We start from the raw sequence: 18977 nt of genomic DNA on the forward strand, positions 1-18977 counted from the left end.
AATCAAACATATGCTTGTCAATATTTTACACCCTTTATAGTATTTGTGTACTATAAAGAGTTACATGTATAATCAATCTTTAAATTTTGACAGTTTTTATGAGGTTTACGTTTATTATTTTCACCAGCCAATTATAGAAAAAAGCAAGCAAATTTCTTAAATATTCAAATTTTTTTGAATCCATGTAGTTAGCTGCTGCAATTAATAAAAATCTTTATTAGTTTTAGTAAGCAAGCTTTTTGCAGTTTTGGTTAAAGATAGGTATTGATGTTGATCGCAGTCTTCACGCGTTTGCACCATTGCATCCTTGAACGTGAAGGTTTAGCGATCGCCCCCAATCCCCCCAATCTCCCCATCCCTCACAACCTCGCCCCCTCAAGCCCAAGACTACGACCCCAACAAGCGATCGCCAGTTTGCCCAAGGGGCGTGAAAACTCAAAGGAATTACCTTGGTACAATATGGAGTCTAGGTGCTACTCCTGGATTGACAATAGCTGCCAACTCCTCAGCAGACATCTTGCTCAGTTCAGTCTGTAGTTCAGAAACTGTGAAGTTATAGCCAGCAAGAGAAGCAACCTTGATGAAGGCTTCTGGATCAGTTGCTGCTCTGAGTCTTTCTTTTAAACTTTGGTCTTCTTTAACGGCTTTGAAAAGTTCGGCTGCATTTTTCTGTGCCATGACAGTCTATGCTCCTGTTTTAAATATTTAGACGCTCGCGCCTATCTTTTAAAAACAACAACACCCAAGCTTCTACTCGCTTAGTTATTTCCTCTTCTTTATCATTAACACAGGGTTGCACTAACTGATAACTCTAACTTCACAGTAGAGCTAACATTCAGTTGTATTGCCCCCTTTTACCAAATTGAGGAAATATCAGCGTTCGAGTTGGGTGTTGTTGTTAGTTGACGAGACAGATTGCAATAAAACAGCGTTTTTACCTCTTAACTAAATTGAACGTTGGCTGTTGTATCTGCCGTAGAAGCTATCAAGCTTCTACTAACTAAATTATCACTACTAGATGAGGGGAATTCATGCGTGAAACTAAACTTTACTTTTAGCAGAAATTTAGTAGTTGCAACCAATAATAGGCTAATGACAAACCATGTTTCATGCATTGAGTAACAGAGCGATCGCCCACTCCTGGTAGTGCGCTCCGCGCAGGGGGATAAATTTAAAATAAATATATCAATAATAAAAGGGGATAAAAATGACAAATGATTTCAAAAAAGAAGAATCAGGAAAACAACAAACCTCTGTTACCAAGCACCAAACTTTTTGGGAGAAATATGGCGGCGCACCTCTTGGGTTTATTATGAGGAATCCCAGGATAACGCCCATCGCCCTGCTCATCTTAGCTACAGTACCGAAGCGTGGTTACTGCTTTTATTTTGACGCTGTATTTCTTTAGCAGCAGGTGATAAATTTTTTTGAAAACCGGATGCGATCGCACTTGTGCGCTTATTGTGCTTTTGGTAGAAGTGAAGCCCGCGATCGCACTCTGCCAAGTTGATGTCTGGGGCAATGTGTAACGTTAGAAGTGAAGAAGTGGTAGTTTAAGAAGACTGATTTAGCGTTATACGTATCAGGAAATCAAAATTGCCATCGCCATCAATATCAATCTTAGTTGGTGTATCTGTGACCAATTAGACCAGCAAATAATATTTCAGTGATTGCATAATAATGAGATGCGATCGCACACTTCTATATGTGTGAAAAAAGCCCAATTTTAACTTGAGCTTAACTCTTCAAGTAGAGTTAAGAATTAATTAAAAATGCTTATACTGCAATTACTAAGCAAGAATTAATTCTACCAGTCCCTAGCCTTAGACCTACTAGGGGGTTTTTTTAATTTATAATCCATTGACAATCAGGCGTATATCAAAAGAAATGGTAGGAATTTAACTCTTACTTGCGGCTAATTAATAATTAGTACTGTTGGTAGATTGGATGTCAGTGTTGGGATTGGTAATTTGTATTCATCAGTAAAAAACGTTTACCAAATACAGAACAATGAACATTCTTGCTTGGATTGTTTTAGGTCTAATCGCTGGCGCTATTGCTAAGGCTATCTACCCTGGTCATCAAGGCGGTGGCATTTTAGGAACAATTCTTTTAGGAATTATTGGTGCATTTGTTGGTGGTAGTCTAGGCGTATTCTTCACTACAGGACGCTTCGCGCTAGCAGCTTCTACTCTCAGCATTCCCGGTATTTTAGTAGCGGTTATTGGTGCAATCGTCGCAGTTTTCTTGTGGAACGCATTAACTCGTCGTACTGTGTAATCAATTAAATAGCCTTCAATTTATAGTAAATCTCAGGGAATTCATTTCACTATATTTTATCCCTGAATTTAAATAAAGCAGTAGCGCCTGCCTATATTTAGGTTGGCGCTATTATTATTTGATAAACAAAATAATCAGAATTAAAAACAAAAAAAACAGGTCTAAGCCTGAAATATATGGCTAGATAATTTCAGACTTAACCTGTATTAGAGCATGAGTCAATCGGCTTACGAGCGTGTTGTTAACCCCAAACTAATTAGAGTTGAAAAGTTGCTGTTTCTAAGTTTTTGAAGACTCCATAATTGCTTGCAATTGGGTTTGCTGTTCTTCAGAAAGATTTAAGCTAGCAAGAGCAGACCGGATTCCTTGACCCTGGTTCAAGGCATTTTGGAACTGCTGCTGTTGTTCTGGTGTAAGAACTGCTGAAACTTCTTGTAAAGTATTGCGCTGTGTTTGCTCTAGTTGGGATTGTTGTTGAGGTGTTTGCTGTTGATTTTGTCCTTTTCCAGGACAAGCTTGTGCGGCTACGGGAATAGCCATAGCAAACATAGCAGCACCAAACAACACTGACATTAATTTCAGTTTCATCTAAGCTGACTCCAAAAGTTTTTGAGAGCTTGATGATTTTTAGTGTGATGGATAAGAATGACAAAAGAATGTCAACTACTTATGCAATAAGGGCACTACTCCTCAATCAATTCCAACCCAGTTTCTCGTGCTACCCGCTGAGCCAAAGATTCTCTAAAGGGTCGAGGATTAGCTTGCAACCACCGTGAAAACTCATTCAGAATATTGACGTAACTATTTATATGCTGCTTTAACCAGTCTGCCTCAGCTGCATGGCCCATATCGTCAAGTGCAAGTATGACACAGGCATAATTAAACATATTGCACAGTCCGCTAGCTCTAACCTCAGCCAGCGCTTCCATTAAAAGTGGGGGGCGATGCCTATCGGCAAGCCGCAGAGCGTCTACGCTACTCGATAACGTTTCCATTTTCATCCCGTTTCACCTCCACCACTTTCACATTAAACCCTTCCCACGGCTCGACAGTAAACCCCGCTTCGGTTTCGTCTGGATACCGCTGCGCCATTTCCTGCCATGCAGCTTCTTCGTTGATTGCCCAGATGTAATGACCTTGACGTGCTTCGATATTATCGTGACCGATACACTGGTGAGAGTATAAAGCTTTACGTGTGCAACGATATTCTCTCATAGCTGATGATTAAAAACCTCGCTTACTACTGTAAGAAATTCTCCCCTAAGTCTAAAGCATCAAACCCAATTGGCTTGAACGTTAGTCTTAAGGGTGGAGTTGCGCCCAATAAACCGATTTTGCTTCTATCTGTCATTGAAATGATAGCAACCGAGCAGATAACGCGAAACCAGATTCCCTTTAACGCTGAACTCATCGCCACATTTCTCAAACTGTGGAGCCACCTAGAGCCAGTACGAAAACCTGATATTGGGCTACCTTTTTACCACCTCACAAGTGATGGATTTTGGCACTATCAAATGAAGGTGGGGTTTGAATCGCTGATTGCTGCTAAGGTCAAAATCAGAACCGCCAGCACTATTAGAGAAACTGTAGAGTATGCTTACCTAGATAATGAACTTTGGTCACTGCTACAAAACGAGAGCGATCGCACTGTACTAACCCACACACTTATTAATTCGTGGTTTAGCGATCGCACTTCTGATATCGAGCCACTACTACAAGTTAACGCCTTTGCTGAACTGCAAGACCAGTTGCAACGCACTGGTGGTAAGGTCTACCAGCCAGAAGAATTGGAGGACGAGCAAGCTGTAATTGTCCGGGATGGCGCATTTCGTAAAATTGTTGTCTCAACTTACAACCACACTTGCGCGTTCTGCGGATTGCAAATACTCGATACCAATGGTCAAAATATCGTCGATGGTTCCCACATCAAACCTTTCTCCCAGTTCTACGACGACCGCATCGATAACGGACTGGCACTGTGTAAAAACCATCACTGGGCTTTCGATAGGTACTGGTTTAGTATCGATGATGACTACCGCATTATTGTTTCCGACCGCATCCGCGAAGATTCGCCTAACGCTAAACCGATGAGAGAATTTAGGGGTGATCGCATTATCTTACCTAGCCAGCAGCAGTACTATCCCAGACTAGATGCTCTACAGTGGCATCGTCAGGAGTTTTTAAAGCGGACTGCTTAAATACACAAAGCGGTTTGTACATCATTTTTCATCAATCAAATCTCGCTTCACAGCCTCGCATATCACCCGCCTTAAATACTTCACTCGTTCTTCAGCACTAAGCGATCGCAATGCTTTGTGAATGCTTTGTGGAAGCTTGACACCAGTTACCTGCTTTGCTAGCGGCTCCCTTAGCCAGTCTTCTTTATATCCCTGGTATTGCTGGTCTTTAAATGCCTGTGTTTGTAATGGGCTAGGGTTACTCATACTACCCCGATTAACTGCTTTATATAAACCATAATAACAGCCCTACACGAATTTTAAAAAAGCTATAAAACACGGTTAACCGGGATAAAATATTGATTGTCGGGGTGTCATCTCCCGCAATCCAATAATAAAAAAGGAGGTCAAAAGTCTGAGTAATAATGGCAACGGTCGTCGAAACGTATTTGACCCTGTTTTAGTTTTGTTGCGGTTGTTCCGCAATTTTTGGGAACGCCAAAACATTATGACAGGCGAATCAAGCGTTATTGATGACTTTGAAGCAGGGGAGGAACTAGAAGATAGGCTAGATCCTCCCGACGACGAACAAGATAACTAATTAGTCGTTAGTTAGTTGCAGCCCCTAATCTAATTAGGGGCTGTCCTATTCACTATTTTAAGGTAGCACTATGGATGATTTAGACGCATATATTGTTGCACCTGTTTATTACCGCGTTGTTCGGCGCTGCGGTACGCAATGGCATTTTGTTAAGGGCGAGTCTTTTTATAATCCACTAAACTTGCCACGCATGTCACTGGATGATTTATTTGCATCATTTGGCATAACTTTACGCTCTGCTGCTAGCGAACTCCGTAAAATTAATGGCGGCAAAGAAGGATTTTATCTTGTTGATATCATGCACAAACACTATTATTACTGTGGCAATTTTCCCCAAGATGTTAGGGAAAAGTTAATTGAGCTTGGTATTGGACGAAGAGAATCAATTCTTGAATGAGGTTCTGAGTAAGGGAATTGCGATCGCATTCTCCCTCCCGCCTCAGTATTACCTGCGCCTAGAAGCAATTTGCTGCATCGTCAGAATTTGTTTAAAGCAGCTTGACTTGACAAATACTGTAGAACGTTTAATCTACATCAAGATGTAAATAGATTTTACTTTTAAAGGAAAGAATGAGTGAAAACTGAACTAGGATATTTTCAAAGACAGGCACTGATTGAAAAATTAGTACAGCGCTTTGCTGCAATAAATGGCTACAACATTGAGCCGTTTGTGCAGATTTTGGATGCTAATCATCCACAAATAAAGATTTGGATAGCAATGGCAGAAGCGGCTGTTGAAGAAATGGAAAATGTAATCAACGTTTATGTTAATGAAGAAATAGAGAGTTAATTGAAAAAGTTATGTATACTGCTTACCCGTATGTAATTAAAAATGATGACGGTGCATACCTGCAACACGATGCAACAATGGCAACTCCTATCTGGGGCAATATCGACACCGCCATGCATATCCGCCACTATATTGGTGCAGTAACGATTCAAGAAGTAACAGGTGGCTGGGTCTTTCAACTCAACCGCGATCGCCATGAATACAATTTTGTTTGTATATCAACCTAAAGCTTCTGTCAGTCAATGATTGCAAGTTTATTTTTTAATAGTAAATGTCAAAATAATGAACACACTAGAACTAAAAATAGGGGATAAAGTAGGAGTATTTTTCCACGACGATTGGCGTGGTAGTAAAGCCATAATCGATGAAGTTATACATATTTCATCTAGTGGTACAATTACTCTCAAAAACGGTACTCGCTACAATCGAAATGGAAGGGAAGTAGGAGCATTGGGCGAGGCAACTTATTTGTGTACACCAGAAAAGGCGCAGGCGATTATCAATAAGGCTTCTGCACTGTCACAAGATAAAGAAGCTATAGATGATCCATTAGAAAAAAGACGTAATAAAGCGGCTAAACTAGCTGTCAAGTCAGCAATTCAAGGTCTAAATCAGTATGGTTGGTATGCTGATATTAATGGTGAAATGGATGCACTTGAGTCTGAGTTGCAACAGACTATACTATCTTATCTTGAACGATATGAACCTTTAGATTAAGATGGAACCCTTGGAGACACTACAAGCAATTAACTTGGCTGTTCAAACGTTAGCTCAAATTGAAGAACTTTCGATTAATGATGACATCAAAGAACAACTTACCAAGAAAGTCCTAGAAACAATTGGTATTGAGCAACAGAAAGTTAAAAAATTCACTAGAGGCAGTCAGCAAAAAATCATAGAAGCTTTGCGCGAATTAGGTGGTCAAGCAGTTCGCAGTCAAATTGTTGAAGCAACTGGTTTAGATCCAAATGCTGTTAGTTCTTTATTAAATAAATTAGTTAAGCTTAACAAGGTACAGAAAATTGCTATTCAGAAATTTGAAGATGATAGTAATAAAACTGGCAGAGGTTTAGACCCTGATTATATATATTTTCTTTTCCAGAAAAATGATGATTAAATACTGGTTGCTGATTAATGCCAAAATATGTATTCTGGTCATAAGATCAGCACTGGAAAGATGATAATGGTGAATCCAAAAGCGATGCAGCACCCCTGAATAAGAAGTGAGAAAAGTTAATGAAATTAGAACAACAGGGATTTTAGTTAGCGTAACAAGTCTTTTGATACAAAAATATAGTACGAGAAAAAGCCAATGCCAATGACAGTTAAAGAACTCATCGAAGCACTACAGCAATGCCATCCTGATGCTCAAGTTTTCTTTTCAGTTGATTTTGAATCTTCAGAAAACGGCCCTATTGCTGTTGAGCATGAAGTTATGTGGCGTCGGGAAAAAGGTGACACAGAACACCCTGGGAAAGTTTACCTTCATAATAAGAAAAGTCATTTTTTTAACCCAGATGGAACTGCCGCCGAAGGCAACTTTATGCTGACCTAATTTCACTATAATAATTATGAGTAACAATTTAGACCGCTTACTAGAAAAAATAAAAGAACAAGCAGACTTAATTGATAAACTTAATACACGCTCTGATTTTCATTACAAAAGTACCCAAGCGTTAGTTTTAGAATATGGACAACCTTTTACTATAAAGATTAAACCACCATTTAAAGGTGAACCTAAATCATGCTTTGAAAATTGCTACAAGGCATTATGGGACTGCCCGCAACTAAGTTATTGTGAAGGGTTTGCTATCGATGATGATTTAGATTTGGCAGTATCTCATGCATGGCTCGTCAACGATTCAGAAGAAGTAATTGACCCTACATGGTTTGGGAAAAAGTTTAAGGGTAGTACTTATTTTGGTGTAGTTTTTGATAGAGAATTTGTGATGGAGATGGCGGAAAAGACCAGAAGTTATGGAATCCTAGATAGCGACTATATGAATGAACACAAACTTAAACGAGAAGGATTTCCATCATCAGCACTCCACCCCATATTTCATTCTTCTACAAGCGTGGTTGAGTAAAACCTTTTTGAGTGCGATCGCCTGATTGAAGTAATGATGTGCAAGAGCGATCGCATTTCTGAATAAGCCTTCCAATTCAATCATCAGGAAATTGCCAAGCTGAGATACGTTCAATGTCTTTGCTGTTACATCTAGTACATGCAGCATCTAATGTTGAATCCATCCACTCATAGCCGCAGGCACGACAATGGCAGAAAATATTATTGCGGTTGGCGTCTTTTATACCCTCATGCCATTGGTGCTGTTGCTCAGGATTGGAGAAGGGAGAACTATCGGACATTTCAGTAAGGCGTTTGTTGCATCAAATAAAAGTCTACCCAAATGGTTGCCCCCATCTCTCCCACATTTCTTTATTAAAGGGTGACTTCCACTTTTGAATTAATGCCTGTTCCAATTGCTGCCGATGCTTTCTCTCAACCGGGGCATCCCACCAAAACGCAATATTAACCGCAGTCTTTAGCCCATACTGGTAATGCAAGTCCTGATAGCTTGCTATGTAATCCTTGCAATCGTGAATCCCCTTCCAGCGTTTATTAGAACGGCAGGTTTCCCCTACATACAGAATCAGACTAGCCGCCGAGTCAATGATGAAATAGAGACACGCCGAGCCTGGGCTGTCAGCTGGCATCCTCCAAAATGAGAGCGATCGCACTTCCAACTGTAACGGATCTATTTGGTCTGGGTCGCAGTGCAAGGGCGTTAGGTCGAACAGTGCCACCTGCTGAGGTGGTTTGCTTTCCCTCACCTGTTGCTGATAGTCCAAAATCTGGGACTTCCACTGCACTAGAGCATTGTGGCTCATCACCAGTGTTTCTGCTCTACGTGCTGGTGTGAGGGTCAAATCAGAAAATAGGTTTAGCTGCTTGTCTTCCAAGGTCGTCACGGGCAGTTACAAACCAGTAGATTATCCCCCAGAACCGGAACGCAAGAAACTTGTTAATGGGTTTAGGAGTGCGATCGCTACTCTTTTGGCTTCAAATTGTGCTTTTTAATTAGCTCCTGATTCTCAGGACTGTTAAGCCAGTACTCTATAGCCTCAGCAATCGTATCGCTGAGGTTTTTATCTTTGAGGGCTACTACTGCCCGAAACAATCGGTTTAACTCTGGAGAAACATAGCCCCGTAATTCCTTCTTCTCACTCATCAGCCTTTAAAGCGTACAACGGCTTAATTTTTACACAGCTTTTTAGGATATTTTGATTTAGCGGTTTGTCCTATAATCCTTTTGTCCTATTGTGCGTAAAAGCGGTAGGATTAGAATTGCAGCATTGAAAGTGGACATGCAACAGTCCCAACTCGTCCTTTGCCAAACACCCACAAGAGGCTGGGTGAATTTGGCTTACGCTCGTCAAATTCAGTTTCGCAAGATTCATATTCATATGTCTTGGCAGTTCGCCTGCCATATCACTTGGAGTAATGGCAATAGCCAAACTTTTTTTGGGAAAGATGCTGAAGCGATCGCCCAAACACTGAAGCGGATTTCACCAAAGTAATAGGCAATGGAAGGAAAGAAAGGAAACGTTGCGATCGCTCCCGTCAAGCTTGGTGAGGCAGAAAGCTGGTAGGGGAAAACTAAAATCGCCACTATCAAAAAACGCGCACCATGAAGCCAGTTAAAGAAGGTTCAAGGTTTCTCTACTGCCGCAATTGCGAGTTTAAAACTGCTCACATTAAAACCCTTAAAAGCGACTGGGGCCACTCTTGCAGCATTTGTCAAACCTGGCAACATCAAAGTGTTCTGGCAACAATCCAGCAAAGCTATGCAGCTAAACAAATACTAAGCGGGTTGGAAGACGGCGAAATTCGCTGGTGTGATGCCAGCTTAAAAGAATTTATTGAAGCCGCACAGGCCTTAGATATGGAATTCGACTATCAAAAAACAAGTGATGGTCATGACTTCATGGCTTGGCGACTAGATGATGAGGAGAGAGTAGCCAAAATCAAAATCTAATTGCGATCGCACACTTTAAAAGTTGCTAACAGGTTTATTTATGGCAAGCAACAACCGAGCAGTAACCCTGGATGGAATAAATGAGATTTTCTCGATAGGGCAACCTATCAAGAACATCGATATCAGGCTCGGTTGAGCTACATTTTATCTTGTGTGGCGATCGCAGCTGCCATTGGCATGAGTTTATTGGCAGGTTTCCTCATGCTTTCAGGCAATGCTACTCAAGCTAATGTAACAGTCGTAACAGGGCTAATCTCTACTGGACTGTATATTCCCTTGTCCAGGGATGCAAATAGGAAGATTGAGCGACTGACAAAACTTACGAAGGATTACAGGTCAGTTCGTCCCTCTAGCGAGACGTAGATCATTCTGTTGATGACCAGCTGTGCGATCGCAGTTCTTTGCAGACATCTAACTCGTGGGTGGCGATCGCTCTTTTTATAAGGTTGCGTTGCATTGTTTCCCCCTCTCTCCGCTATCGCTACGTTCGGGGATGTCCCCCCCCGCCCCAAGGGGAGCGCTCAATCGCCGCTGAGGCTACCCCGGCTTTTTCATTATGGCTACGGGGGTCAAGGGCTTCGCAAGTGGCGGGGATGTGGTTGCTACGCTTTTATTTTTTGGGGGGATGGCCCCCCAAACCCCCAACCGCCACCCTTGACCCCCTCCGCTTGAAAAAAATAGCCGGGGTGTTCCTGGTTGGTTCTTTTCACTGGGAGGTTTGTCTCATGTTTGTTCGTTCTTCGTTTGTCGGCTGTCCTGCTCCTGTTGCGGCTGAGGTGGTTTCTGTTGCTCAGTCGTTCGGCGTTGGTGTTGCGGCGATTCGTCCGTCTGGCCGTTCGTTCTCTGGTTGGGTTTGTGTTTGTTCGTTCGGTTCTGAGGCGGCTGCGTTGCGGTTTGCTGCTGCTGTGGGCGTTGAGTTGTTTGGGGCTGCTGACACTTACTTTGCGGTTCGTTCTGTTGGTCGGCGGTGGCGGGTTTCGGTTCCGTGCTTGTCTCCTGCTGTGGTTGTGCGGGTGTGGCGCGGTCGTCCTCGTCTGGGCCGCTTTCGTTTAGTTGTTGGTGGTTAGTTCGTTGGGGGGCTTCGGCCCTCCCTTTTTTTGGGACAACAATAGAGGAACGATGGCGATCGCCCTAGTTTCCCCCAGAACTGAAGCAAAGCAACAGTCAGCAGCAGCAAGGAAAGCGATCGCATTACTGTTCGTTTGACGTCATGCTAGAGAGTCTGTCATGAAGTACCACGCAGATATACAAATTAGCTAGTAGCAACCTGCAATTATAAATGCTTAAACATGGTTTTTTCTTTGTTAGGGTGCGATGAAGTTTGCTGTTTATAAAATTATGAAGGCCAAGATTCTTCCGTCGTTAAGCAATTGATATACTATAAAGTTTCCTGCCTCAACTTGCCGAATCGGAGCGGTATGACCTATACGGGGTAACTGTCTCCATTCTAGAGACGAACCTCTATACATCCAAATGCTTCGGTCTCGGTGACACCGATATAACAGCCCTCCAGATGCCGCGATAGCTACAGTATCAGGGTGGCTTCCCAATATATCCCACCTAAAAGGGACGCCGGTGTAACGGAAGACAGTGCCGGTATTATGAAGTAGATATAGCTCATCCCTATCAGCGACAATAGACACATTGACAGGGTTAGCGTCTATTTCCTCCCAGTTGTCAGGGTTGCCAGTGTAGCGGGCTATTACCCCTGTCCGACAACGCCGGTACAACCTTCTATTAGATGCCGCGATAGCTACAGTATCAGGGTGACTTCCCAGTATATCCCACCTAAAAGGGACGCCGGTGTAACGGAAGACAGTGCCGGTATTATGAAGTAGATATAGCTCATCCCTATCAGCGACAATAGACACATTGACAGGGTTAGCGTCTATTTCCTCCCAGTTGTCAGGGTTGCCAGTGTAGCGGGCTATTACCCCTGTCCGACTAAGTCGGCATACCCCCACCCTAGATACCGCGATAGCTACAGTATCAGGGTGGCTTCCCAGTATATCCCACCTAAAAGGGACGTCAGTGTAACGGAAGATAGTGCCGGTACTATGAAGTAGAAATAGGAGACTGTCAGAGGCTAGGATAGATACGTTGTACCCAGGGTTATTATCTAACTCTAACCACCAATTAAGTGCTGTGATGTCGGATGAGCTAAGGCATAGCCTGGTGCCCATGTCACTAGGACATCCAGTATTTATAATTCTTCCAGGTTGACGTTTATAGTGCATGATCGAGGCACAATCGTAAGATGTCCATATAACTCCATCTTCAATACGATAGTTCTGAGGTTCAGCCTCTTCGGCTGTTTCGTCTACCATGACAAAGCTGCTACGATCAGGGCGTTGGTGTTCGTGGAATAAGCCTACGGCATGACCCATCTCATGCAGTACAGTTGCGACATTCTCAGCATCGCTTATATTATTCTCTCGAAGTGCACAAGAAATATACTGTCTCCCACCCTGCCTGCCAACGGGACTGTTGCATCGTTGGGGGCCCATCCTGAAAACGACATAATCCCGCTCGTCCTCTGTCCTCTCAATGAACTTGATGCTAGACAAGCTATTCCACCTTGTAATAGCCGTGTCTACTATCATTCTCCTCCTGTTGTTCCTAAGTATATCGGGAGAAATGTCGTGATGGACGATATTTCTTGGCCAACGATAACGGTCGCCCCTAATCATGAATGCCATAATTTACTCCTTTGACTATCTTCAGTCACTTAAAGGCGAACTATAAAAAATTTAGGGTTTGGGAGCATGTGCTTGTCTGATAAGTGCTTTATTAGCCCCAGGCTAAAGCCTGCGGGCTAATAAACAAGATGTAAAATCTTTGCATTTGTCAATTCTTACTGCTTATTTAGCGACAAGTCTGATACTCAAGTATCAATTAAAGAATAATACAGCACCTTCAACAGTGATGGTTACTGGATCATCTGCATTTATATCTGTAAGCCGAACTCTGCACGCAAATTGATTATTCTGTGTCAAACCAATTTCTGCAAAGAATTCACCTAATGGACGTTGAGTTAGTTGCTGTCTGTTATTACGATCAACGAAAGAATAGAAAAGCCTTTGAAGAAACACAGTGTATCCAGTTCCAGGAGGACGAGTTACTGGAATACTCTGCTCTGCAATATTTCCATTGTTGAGTTCAAATCTAAATTTATGATTTACTATGCGAACGACGTTCCTGACGTCTATTGACTGTGCAATTCCCTCTTGAGTTTCGAGCGACTGACCTTCAGGAGCAGCAAATGTTACCAGTTCTTCATTGTTGAGTTCAACTTGGCTTATATTTTGTGCAGTAGTCATGGAAACAACCCTCTATAAGATAAACTCTTAAGTTGCACATTTTATAACCCTGATACAGCAAGAGTTTTTAGAATTTTCAGCAAAATGTGCTTCTTTCATTTTTTGCTAGTAGCGATCATGCAGCGTGTCGGAGCATTCGCTGCTAGTGAAAGGCTCAAATCTTGTACTAAGAAAAATCGATGTAATTTGATTACTCAGTATTAAGCTACAATTCCTGATTTAACAATTTACGTAGCCTTCTCACGCATATTTTTAGGTTAGCTGGGTTTGTACGGAGAGGTGCAAGATCTAAGTAAAAGTCAATGAATGATGAGATAGTTAAAATCTTAGACTCTTTTATTTTCAAAAAAAAGAGCTTACTGAGTCTTATACTTTAATTCAAAATGTGTTTTTTGACTCATAGTTTTACTATAATCACTAGCTTTTAAATGAACTACAAATGTAAATAGAAATATATAGTTTTTTAAGCAAAGAAATATTTTAAATAGTAATAGTTTAAGTCTGGATTACATTAATTAAATATAAACACTAAGTTTATTATACAATTCTTCAAAATTATAATTACTAAATTCTGAAGGTTCCAGTTTAAAGTAAAGCATTTGTCAAAGCCAATACTGAGCAAGAGGCTTGCTCAGTATTGGCTCCTATGATTCGCCCCATCGTAGTACTTTTATATTGATTAAGTCCTGCTATTACTTACCTGTTGCTTACTGCCATTTTCTAAAGTTTTGTAAAAGTTGGCACTTGTGTAGCGTTTGTAGCACGGGTGCAAGCTTAGGTTTTGCGTTTGAATGTAGCACGTTTTTGCACCGCCGGAGAGCTTAACAATTGGAGAGCGATGTTCCGCAGAAACCGCTACGCGAACGCAACAGTCCAGGGGGCAGCCGCAAGCAGACGTTGCCCTAAGCCCTTGCCCGCAGCGCAGACGACCACAGCAGAAATAACTGCTGCGGCAACGCGGCGGTTACTACTCCTGTTCTGCGCTGCGCCCACGTCTGCTTGCTGCTGCTCATCAGTCACCAGTCATTAGTTATTGGTTATTAGTCATTAGTCAGCAGTTGCTAGCTATCGCGGTGCTGTCGCTGGCTGCTGTGGTAGGAGTGCGATCAATGGCCTTTTTGTTGCAGTCAGTTGACTCGTTGAACAGCGATCGCTTCCTTTTTTTGGGCAAGCTAAGTACATGAGTGATAAATCATACTTAGCAGCCCCAACTAGAAAATACTTATCGGCTACGGCCAAAATTATGCTCAAGCGCCAGCTGTTAAATATAGACGAGACACACCTAGATTATGGGTGTGGTAAGGGTGGAGACGTTGAGCGACTCACAGCGGCGGGTTACAAATCAACCGGCTACGATCCTTACTATTTTCCCAACAGTGCGATCGCTCCTGCTGATGTCGTCACCATGAGCTATGTTTTAAACGTGATTGCTGACCCTCTTGAACGTCGTGAGGCACTTCGCCGCGCCTGGAGCTTTACGAAAAAACGTCTAATTGTCTCAGCAAATGTTCGCGGTGCTGGCAATTCACCCGAGCAAATTACCAAGTGGGGAACCTTCGCTAAATACTACAGCCACGTTGAATTAAAAGCTTATATCGAGAGTGTATTAGGATTTGAGGCTGAGCGGTTAGAAAAAGACAAATTCCTCATCCGCCGCGATGGTCGGCAGTTTACACCGCTGCACTATGACGAAGTTTTAGCCAAAAGTGAGGCGATCGCAAGCTTTGGTTGGATTGCTCCACTACATACCATTATCAAAAGATATCGTAGTGGCTCCAGCTTCCATTACCATTACCGCTTGCTGTGCAAGTATCGCCATCTGCCAGGTGAAAAAAAGGTGATGCATATTCGCGGCGGACTAAATTCTGAAGATATGCAGTGGGCGATCGCATCATTGCAGCGGCGAAATAAAATCCTACAGATGAAATTTCACTGCATTGAGCAAAAATTTTTACATGAATTCTCAGGATGTAAAGACTTTAGTTTCTTAGAGGAAAGCATCAAAATTTACAACTGAGCGATCGCACTTACCACTTAAATCGTCGGTCTAAGCTGGTGGGGCAGCAACCAACCTCAATTTCATTCGGTTCGTTGCTGCACGGTTTCCTTAACTCCAGTTAACTCACTCAACGTCGGTCTGTGCTGGTGGTGGTGGTCAAACTCACTACGTCTCGTTTCACCACCCAGAGACGCTCGTGAGCTGTCGGGCTATGAAAGGGGGCAGCCGACTCACAGCACGGCAGCACACGGGCTGGCACAAGTTTATAGTCCTAGTGATGGCATATCGCAACCAGCCCGGTGCTGCCTTAGCTTGTTCGTCAGCTGCTTCCGGGGGTGGGTAGATTTAAAAAAAGCTTTGGAACAAGAAAAGATTGACAAGGTGGTAAAAAACCCCCAGCGAGCGGAAAAGTCAGTTAGCCACGACATCTCGACTTACGGCTGTTTCACCTGCGATCAAAGGGTTTAGGCTGACACTTGAGGCGATCGCTTGCTGGTAACGTGAGGTTAGCAACCGAGTGTCTTAAAATCCTGTTTCTCGGTTGTAACTTCAGCTGTTGGCCTACTGGTACGGGCAGTAATTCAATAGCTGGTGGCTTTCGTTTCCTACTGCTCCCTGTCGTTTCCTCCACAGCTCCCGTACAGCTGCTTCGTCATTGCCTCCGGGCATCCTCGTTTCCGTTTCTTCCACTCTTATATAATACCAGGTCTACCAGGTAATTGCAATAGTTATTTATTAATATTTAGCTGGCTTGAGATTCAGACTCAATCAACTGTGCGATCGCTTCCCTGAGTTTGTTTTGCCAGCCAGGGATTGCCTTTAGTTGTTCTTTCATAGTCGGAGTCAGCTTCAGGTCAATTTTAGCAGTCAGTGGCTCATCCCCTGCTGCCTTGAACTGTGTCGCTTCTCTCTTGCCCTCAAAAGCCTTTGGATTACTCACAAGCTTTTACCTAGTCTACTCGGTAAATTGTAACGCAACTTTTACGCAATCTTTACACAATAATCTATATATTACCTGGTAGACCTGGTATTATATAAGAGTAGACAATAAAAACCCGGCTACCAACCGGGCAGTCAATAAAAAAGGATTTCTCTCATTATGACAATTCAAGCACCATCAGCAGCAAGTCAATTAGCACTAACTCTTGAGCAGTTCGTTAGCCAAGCTGAAGCATTTTTGCAAAACCATTACACAGTCGGCAGCGACAGCGAAGACATTCAAAAAATCTTAAAAGCGATCGCAAACTTGCAGCTAGATATCGACAACGAGCGGCTAGAGCAAGAGTTTGAGTTAGTTCAAGAAAAACGAGAGTTGTTAAACGATCACTACGATTCAGCCTGGTTCTAACCAAAAACGGGGGAGAAATCCCCCACAGTCGCTTCATTAAAAAACATTGGAATTACAACTATGAATCTCAACGAATACCCAGCCGCGATCGCAAAACTCCAAGCCCAAGTGTTTGACTTTGATCTGGTGATTGAGCAGACCAACGCAACCATCAAACAGATTGAGGCAGAAGTTGATAGCGCCATCGCATTTGACGCAACACTCCGCAACGATGCACAGCGCAAAGCCAAACGCAAGAACTCTTAGATGAACATCTCCACTACTGGGAACAGCAGGAAATCTTGAGCCAGTACCGCAGCAAGCGAGAGCAAGCTTTTATCGACCTGTGTCTGAAGCGTAATGAGTTTTCAGTCCTGAAGTTGGAGAAACGCGAAGCGATCGCCCGCTTGGAACTCCAGGCTAACCAGTAAACCGCAGTTGCCCCGGCTACAGCTGGGGCTGGAGGAACCACCAATGATGACCCTACAGCAAGCAGCCCAATACAAGGAAAATTGCCGCAGGATTAATGAACTTTACCGCTATGACTACATCAACGAGGAACTAGAGGCGTTGATGCTGTCGCCCCAGTGGAAAGCAATCTATGACCAGTTGGCCAAACAGGAGCGCCGGGAAGTTCGCGGCTACCTCAACTACATTCAAGACACCAGCTTTGGCTACCTAGATACTCAAATCCAAGCCATTGAAGCCCTGACAGCGCGGGCAAAACAACTGCAACAACTGGAGTTAAACGCCCGTTGGCTGGTGTGCGATCGCAATACTGGTTTGTATTGGGCGCGTGTGATTCACAAGCCTTACTGGGATAAGAAGCATCGGGCTTTTTTGTTCAGCCAGGAGCAAGCTGAGTTTTGGGTGAAGAAATTCGCCAAAATCACGACCTGGTATAGGTTTGCAGCCGTGAAGGTTGATGCTACACGCAGGTTAGCTAGAAGCAAGTTTTAAGAACGCCCTTGGGGGAGAGCAAACACTTTCCCCCAGAACTAAAGTTGTTAACAGGTTTTTGAGAATGGCTAAGGACACACCAACGTTGCAAGAGCTGCAAGAAGCGGCGAAATTTTTACCCGACCCAAGCAGCATAGAAACTAAGGAAGTTAAGGACTACTTCGGAGACGTTCACCTGATTGACGACCCGCAGACAGTGACCATCGAGGTTAACGGTAAAAGAATTAAGTTCAACTTAACTTCTGAAAGTGGGAAAGGTAGCAGAAAGTATTGGTTTTACTACGGCGCGGTGGAAGTATGACTCCAGAACAAACCCACACTTGGCTACAGATACAGCAACGGCAAATGCTAGCACTTGAGAAAATGGCTGTTTCGCTGGAGAGGATGACGGCGGCACTCGATAGACTTTCCCCCAGAACTGCACCAAACTATCAGTTTCCTTTGGAGCAGTTTAAAAGCTTCGACTGGTCGGCAATTGGGGCAACGGTAGAACGCAAAGACCAATACGGCGCGGCGATTGTTTCATGGGGAGGACAGCAATTTACCAGGCGATCGCCGGCGAATAAGTATGAGCCTGCTGTCTGGTTCTCTCGTTGCGTTGGTAAAGGGGACGATGGTAACAACCTCTACGAGCGGCTGGTAACTTTTAAACCACTGTCAAAGTCTGAGGTCGAGCCAGTACCGGAGAAAGTCAGCCGACTGATGGGCACTCAATAAAGTTGGTAACAGGTTTTGAGTGTGCGTCTAGACGCTTCATGGCAAGCAGCCGGAGCGGCGACAGTTGGGGGAGTGGGACCACTCCCTTTTTCGGTTGCAGCCTGTTTCAGCTGCTTGGGCTGGCTCTCTTAAAGCTGGTTCAGCCGCGCCCCCACAAGTGCGATCGCCTTCCAACAAATTTGCCAACAAATTTGAAAATTCCCCATAAGCCTCATTCCTGTTCATCTCCTTATCTCTGTTCTTTCCTTAAGCATGAGTCCACACTCTTCAAGCCGACTCTCTGCCCGTTCTACATTGTGTATTGCTATCCATAGAAGAAATCCAGTGATTAACAATGTGCCAAAAAAGAATTTTGCCGTAAAATCGTTTGTTTTTTTGATTTTCTTTGCAACATCGTCACTCCAGGCTAAAGAGTTAATAAGTTCGTGTTCTTCAAGGAACTTGAATAACCTTTTATTACCACTGGCTATATTTGGACTAACTATGTAAGTTCCTTCTCCAAAGCTGTTTTTGCTGATTAGCTCTACTCTTAGCCCGTCTTTCTCAAAAGTTAGACTTTCCAAATACTTTGCTTCTCGTTCGTTTTCGGCACGAACAGTAATTGAATACCAATCCATAACTTCTATTTACCTCTTTGCTGTTTCAAAGCAGTTGGTAGATACACAAAGCGAGATATAAGCTACACGCAAAAGCCAGATGCTTACCCTTCTAGGCGATTGCCAGCCTGTTTTATCAACAACTGTTAAGCAATGTGCCAGCTGTAGCGCAT

General features: G+C 43.2%; 38 protein-coding genes and 1 pseudogene. 24 read left to right on the top strand and 15 right to left on the bottom strand.

Annotated features, from left to right (window positions below; all coding sequences use genetic code 11):
• Positions 1–283: 283 nt before the first annotated feature.
• Both FIS9605_RS43465 and FIS9605_RS0131825 read right to left on the bottom strand, forming a co-directional pair.
• On the bottom strand, positions 284–439 hold the full coding sequence (locus FIS9605_RS43465; RefSeq protein ID WP_155960626.1) for a hypothetical protein: 156 nt from the start codon (positions 437–439) through the stop codon (positions 284–286).
• A 5-nt stretch (positions 440–444) separates the two neighbouring features.
• Complete coding sequence (locus FIS9605_RS0131825; protein WP_026736135.1) at positions 445–678, bottom strand: Nif11-like leader peptide family natural product precursor; 234 nt, start codon at positions 676–678, stop codon at positions 445–447.
• A gap of 529 nt (positions 679–1207) precedes the next feature.
• Here FIS9605_RS0131825 and FIS9605_RS0131830 point away from each other — a divergent pair.
• Positions 1208–1408, top strand: coding sequence for a hypothetical protein (locus FIS9605_RS0131830; RefSeq protein ID WP_026736136.1), 201 nt, complete (start codon positions 1208–1210; stop codon positions 1406–1408).
• Between the two features lie 602 nt (positions 1409–2010).
• Entirely contained in the window at positions 2011–2280 is a 270-nt protein-coding gene (locus FIS9605_RS0131835; protein WP_026736137.1) for a GlsB/YeaQ/YmgE family stress response membrane protein, read from the top strand.
• Positions 2281–2559: 279 nt separating this feature from the next.
• Here the strand turns inward: FIS9605_RS0131835 and FIS9605_RS40140 are convergent, their stop codons facing one another.
• From FIS9605_RS40140 to FIS9605_RS0131850, 3 genes are all read right to left on the bottom strand, one after another.
• The gene (locus FIS9605_RS40140) at positions 2560–2868 is read right to left on the bottom strand and encodes a hypothetical protein (RefSeq protein WP_051470221.1); all 309 of its coding nucleotides are present in this window, start codon (positions 2866–2868) and stop codon (positions 2560–2562) included.
• A 95-nt stretch (positions 2869–2963) separates the two neighbouring features.
• A complete protein-coding gene (locus tag FIS9605_RS0131845) occupies positions 2964–3281 on the bottom strand; it encodes a hypothetical protein (RefSeq protein WP_026736138.1) in 318 nt (105 codons plus the stop codon).
• Entirely contained in the window at positions 3256–3495 is a 240-nt protein-coding gene (locus FIS9605_RS0131850) for a hypothetical protein (protein ID WP_026736139.1), read from the bottom strand. Before FIS9605_RS0131850 ends, FIS9605_RS0131845 begins: the two co-directional genes overlap by 26 nt.
• 140 nt (positions 3496–3635) lie before the next feature.
• Here FIS9605_RS0131850 and FIS9605_RS0131855 point away from each other — a divergent pair, with 140 nt between their 5' ends.
• On the top strand, positions 3636–4478 hold the full coding sequence (locus FIS9605_RS0131855; protein WP_197036204.1) for an HNH endonuclease: 843 nt from the start codon (positions 3636–3638) through the stop codon (positions 4476–4478).
• 21 nt (positions 4479–4499) lie between these two features.
• On the opposite strand, the gene FIS9605_RS0131860 is transcribed toward FIS9605_RS0131855, so the two are convergent.
• Positions 4500–4724 carry a hypothetical protein gene (locus FIS9605_RS0131860; protein WP_026736141.1) on the bottom strand — a complete coding sequence of 75 codons (225 nt, stop codon included), beginning with the start codon at positions 4722–4724 and terminating at the stop codon, positions 4500–4502.
• Positions 4725–5128: 404 nt separating this feature from the next.
• Here FIS9605_RS0131860 and FIS9605_RS0131870 point away from each other — a divergent pair, with 404 nt between their 5' ends.
• The 8 genes from FIS9605_RS0131870 to FIS9605_RS0131900 all read left to right on the top strand — a co-directional run bounded on the left by FIS9605_RS0131870 (position 5129) and on the right by FIS9605_RS0131900 (position 7935).
• Entirely contained in the window at positions 5129–5455 is a 327-nt protein-coding gene (locus FIS9605_RS0131870) for a hypothetical protein (protein WP_026736143.1), read from the top strand.
• Positions 5448–5603 (top strand): hypothetical protein, encoded by a 156-nt coding sequence (locus tag FIS9605_RS43470; protein WP_155960627.1) that lies wholly within the window; start codon positions 5448–5450, stop codon positions 5601–5603. The genes FIS9605_RS0131870 and FIS9605_RS43470 overlap by 8 nt, the downstream gene beginning before the upstream one ends.
• Before the next feature lie 29 nt (positions 5604–5632).
• Positions 5633–5848: a hypothetical protein gene (locus FIS9605_RS0131875; protein WP_026736144.1), complete on the top strand. Its 216-nt coding sequence runs from the start codon at positions 5633–5635 to the stop codon at positions 5846–5848.
• 11 nt (positions 5849–5859) lie between these two features.
• Positions 5860–6075 (top strand): hypothetical protein, encoded by a 216-nt coding sequence (locus FIS9605_RS0131880; RefSeq protein ID WP_026736145.1) that lies wholly within the window; start codon positions 5860–5862, stop codon positions 6073–6075.
• Between the two features lie 55 nt (positions 6076–6130).
• Positions 6131–6565: a hypothetical protein gene (locus tag FIS9605_RS0131885; RefSeq protein WP_026736146.1), complete on the top strand. Its 435-nt coding sequence runs from the start codon at positions 6131–6133 to the stop codon at positions 6563–6565.
• A 34-nt stretch (positions 6566–6599) separates the two neighbouring features.
• On the top strand, positions 6600–6965 hold the full coding sequence (locus FIS9605_RS0131890; protein ID WP_231510537.1) for a hypothetical protein: 366 nt from the start codon (positions 6600–6602) through the stop codon (positions 6963–6965).
• A 195-nt stretch (positions 6966–7160) separates the two neighbouring features.
• Complete coding sequence (locus tag FIS9605_RS0131895; RefSeq protein ID WP_026736148.1) at positions 7161–7403, top strand: hypothetical protein; 243 nt, start codon at positions 7161–7163, stop codon at positions 7401–7403.
• Between the two features lie 16 nt (positions 7404–7419).
• A complete protein-coding gene (locus FIS9605_RS0131900) occupies positions 7420–7935 on the top strand; it encodes a hypothetical protein (protein WP_026736149.1) in 516 nt (171 codons plus the stop codon).
• Positions 7936–8011: 76 nt separating this feature from the next.
• On the opposite strand, the gene FIS9605_RS41500 is transcribed toward FIS9605_RS0131900, so the two are convergent.
• The 3 genes from FIS9605_RS41500 to FIS9605_RS0131910 form a co-directional block, all read right to left on the bottom strand.
• Positions 8012–8215 (bottom strand): hypothetical protein, encoded by a 204-nt coding sequence (locus FIS9605_RS41500; RefSeq protein ID WP_072032449.1) that lies wholly within the window; start codon positions 8213–8215, stop codon positions 8012–8014.
• 33 nt (positions 8216–8248) lie between these two features.
• The gene (locus tag FIS9605_RS0131905; protein ID WP_026736150.1) at positions 8249–8809 is read right to left on the bottom strand and encodes a hypothetical protein; all 561 of its coding nucleotides are present in this window, start codon (positions 8807–8809) and stop codon (positions 8249–8251) included.
• An 86-nt stretch (positions 8810–8895) separates the two neighbouring features.
• Positions 8896–9078, bottom strand: a complete 183-nt coding sequence (locus FIS9605_RS0131910; protein WP_026736151.1) for a hypothetical protein — start codon at positions 9076–9078, stop codon at positions 8896–8898.
• Positions 9079–9214: 136 nt separating this feature from the next.
• Here FIS9605_RS0131910 and FIS9605_RS0131915 point away from each other — a divergent pair, with 136 nt between their 5' ends.
• The 5 genes and pseudogenes from FIS9605_RS0131915 to FIS9605_RS43480 all read left to right on the top strand — a co-directional run bounded on the left by FIS9605_RS0131915 (position 9215) and on the right by FIS9605_RS43480 (position 11091).
• Positions 9215–9427, top strand: a complete 213-nt coding sequence (locus tag FIS9605_RS0131915; protein WP_035140492.1) for a hypothetical protein — start codon at positions 9215–9217, stop codon at positions 9425–9427.
• A 110-nt stretch (positions 9428–9537) separates the two neighbouring features.
• Complete coding sequence (locus tag FIS9605_RS0131920) at positions 9538–9885, top strand: hypothetical protein (protein WP_026736153.1); 348 nt, start codon at positions 9538–9540, stop codon at positions 9883–9885.
• Positions 9886–10011: 126 nt separating this feature from the next.
• Positions 10012–10248 (top strand): annotated as a pseudogene (locus FIS9605_RS43475) (TRADD-N-associated membrane domain-containing protein); the annotation flags it as partial.
• A gap of 362 nt (positions 10249–10610) precedes the next feature.
• Complete coding sequence (locus FIS9605_RS0131925; RefSeq protein WP_155960629.1) at positions 10611–10952, top strand: hypothetical protein; 342 nt, start codon at positions 10611–10613, stop codon at positions 10950–10952.
• Positions 10945–11091, top strand: coding sequence for a hypothetical protein (locus FIS9605_RS43480; protein WP_155960630.1), 147 nt, complete (start codon positions 10945–10947; stop codon positions 11089–11091). The genes FIS9605_RS0131925 and FIS9605_RS43480 overlap by 8 nt, the downstream gene beginning before the upstream one ends.
• 122 nt (positions 11092–11213) lie before the next feature.
• Here FIS9605_RS43480 and FIS9605_RS46820 read toward each other — a convergent pair whose 3' ends face one another.
• Positions 11214–12584: a M12 family metallopeptidase gene (locus FIS9605_RS46820; protein ID WP_026736155.1), complete on the bottom strand. Its 1371-nt coding sequence runs from the start codon at positions 12582–12584 to the stop codon at positions 11214–11216.
• A gap of 192 nt (positions 12585–12776) precedes the next feature.
• Positions 12777–13205: a hypothetical protein gene (locus tag FIS9605_RS0131935; RefSeq protein ID WP_026736156.1), complete on the bottom strand. Its 429-nt coding sequence runs from the start codon at positions 13203–13205 to the stop codon at positions 12777–12779.
• A 787-nt stretch (positions 13206–13992) separates the two neighbouring features.
• On the opposite strand from FIS9605_RS0131935, the gene FIS9605_RS44585 reads away from it, so the two are divergent.
• Positions 13993–14235, top strand: coding sequence for a hypothetical protein (locus FIS9605_RS44585; RefSeq protein WP_197036205.1), 243 nt, complete (start codon positions 13993–13995; stop codon positions 14233–14235).
• 150 nt (positions 14236–14385) lie between these two features.
• Positions 14386–15222: a DNA phosphorothioation-associated putative methyltransferase gene (locus FIS9605_RS0131945; protein ID WP_026736157.1), complete on the top strand. Its 837-nt coding sequence runs from the start codon at positions 14386–14388 to the stop codon at positions 15220–15222.
• 109 nt (positions 15223–15331) lie between these two features.
• On the opposite strand, the gene FIS9605_RS46295 is transcribed toward FIS9605_RS0131945, so the two are convergent.
• Together FIS9605_RS46295 and FIS9605_RS39025 are read right to left on the bottom strand one after the other, a co-directional pair.
• Entirely contained in the window at positions 15332–15463 is a 132-nt protein-coding gene (locus FIS9605_RS46295) for a hypothetical protein (RefSeq protein WP_269321104.1), read from the bottom strand.
• A 483-nt stretch (positions 15464–15946) separates the two neighbouring features.
• A complete protein-coding gene (locus FIS9605_RS39025; protein ID WP_035140494.1) occupies positions 15947–16144 on the bottom strand; it encodes a hypothetical protein in 198 nt (65 codons plus the stop codon).
• Positions 16145–16303: 159 nt separating this feature from the next.
• Here FIS9605_RS39025 and FIS9605_RS0131955 point away from each other — a divergent pair, with 159 nt between their 5' ends.
• The 6 genes from FIS9605_RS0131955 to FIS9605_RS0131975 all read left to right on the top strand — a co-directional run bounded on the left by FIS9605_RS0131955 (position 16304) and on the right by FIS9605_RS0131975 (position 18208).
• Positions 16304–16552, top strand: coding sequence for a hypothetical protein (locus FIS9605_RS0131955; protein WP_026736158.1), 249 nt, complete (start codon positions 16304–16306; stop codon positions 16550–16552).
• A 60-nt stretch (positions 16553–16612) separates the two neighbouring features.
• Positions 16613–16798 (top strand): hypothetical protein, encoded by a 186-nt coding sequence (locus tag FIS9605_RS45730; protein WP_231510538.1) that lies wholly within the window; start codon positions 16613–16615, stop codon positions 16796–16798.
• A 35-nt stretch (positions 16799–16833) separates the two neighbouring features.
• Positions 16834–16962 carry a hypothetical protein gene (locus tag FIS9605_RS46300; protein ID WP_269321107.1) on the top strand — a complete coding sequence of 43 codons (129 nt, stop codon included), beginning with the start codon at positions 16834–16836 and terminating at the stop codon, positions 16960–16962.
• Between the two features lie 43 nt (positions 16963–17005).
• A complete protein-coding gene (locus tag FIS9605_RS0131965) occupies positions 17006–17491 on the top strand; it encodes a hypothetical protein (RefSeq protein WP_026736159.1) in 486 nt (161 codons plus the stop codon).
• Between the two features lie 64 nt (positions 17492–17555).
• Positions 17556–17792, top strand: coding sequence for a hypothetical protein (locus FIS9605_RS0131970; protein ID WP_026736160.1), 237 nt, complete (start codon positions 17556–17558; stop codon positions 17790–17792).
• Entirely contained in the window at positions 17789–18208 is a 420-nt protein-coding gene (locus FIS9605_RS0131975) for a single-stranded DNA-binding protein (protein ID WP_026736161.1), read from the top strand. Before FIS9605_RS0131970 ends, FIS9605_RS0131975 begins: the two co-directional genes overlap by 4 nt.
• Positions 18209–18244: 36 nt before the next feature.
• Here the strand turns inward: FIS9605_RS0131975 and FIS9605_RS0131980 are convergent, their stop codons facing one another.
• Both FIS9605_RS0131980 and FIS9605_RS0131985 read right to left on the bottom strand, forming a co-directional pair.
• The gene (locus FIS9605_RS0131980; RefSeq protein ID WP_026736162.1) at positions 18245–18433 is read right to left on the bottom strand and encodes a hypothetical protein; all 189 of its coding nucleotides are present in this window, start codon (positions 18431–18433) and stop codon (positions 18245–18247) included.
• Entirely contained in the window at positions 18430–18825 is a 396-nt protein-coding gene (locus FIS9605_RS0131985) for a hypothetical protein (protein ID WP_026736163.1), read from the bottom strand. The genes FIS9605_RS0131980 and FIS9605_RS0131985 overlap by 4 nt, the downstream gene beginning before the upstream one ends.
• Between the last annotated feature and the right edge of the window lie 152 nt (positions 18826–18977).

It is taken from the genome of Fischerella sp. PCC 9605, from assembly GCF_000517105.1.
GTDB lineage: Bacteria > Cyanobacteriota > Cyanobacteriia > Cyanobacteriales > Nostocaceae > PCC9605.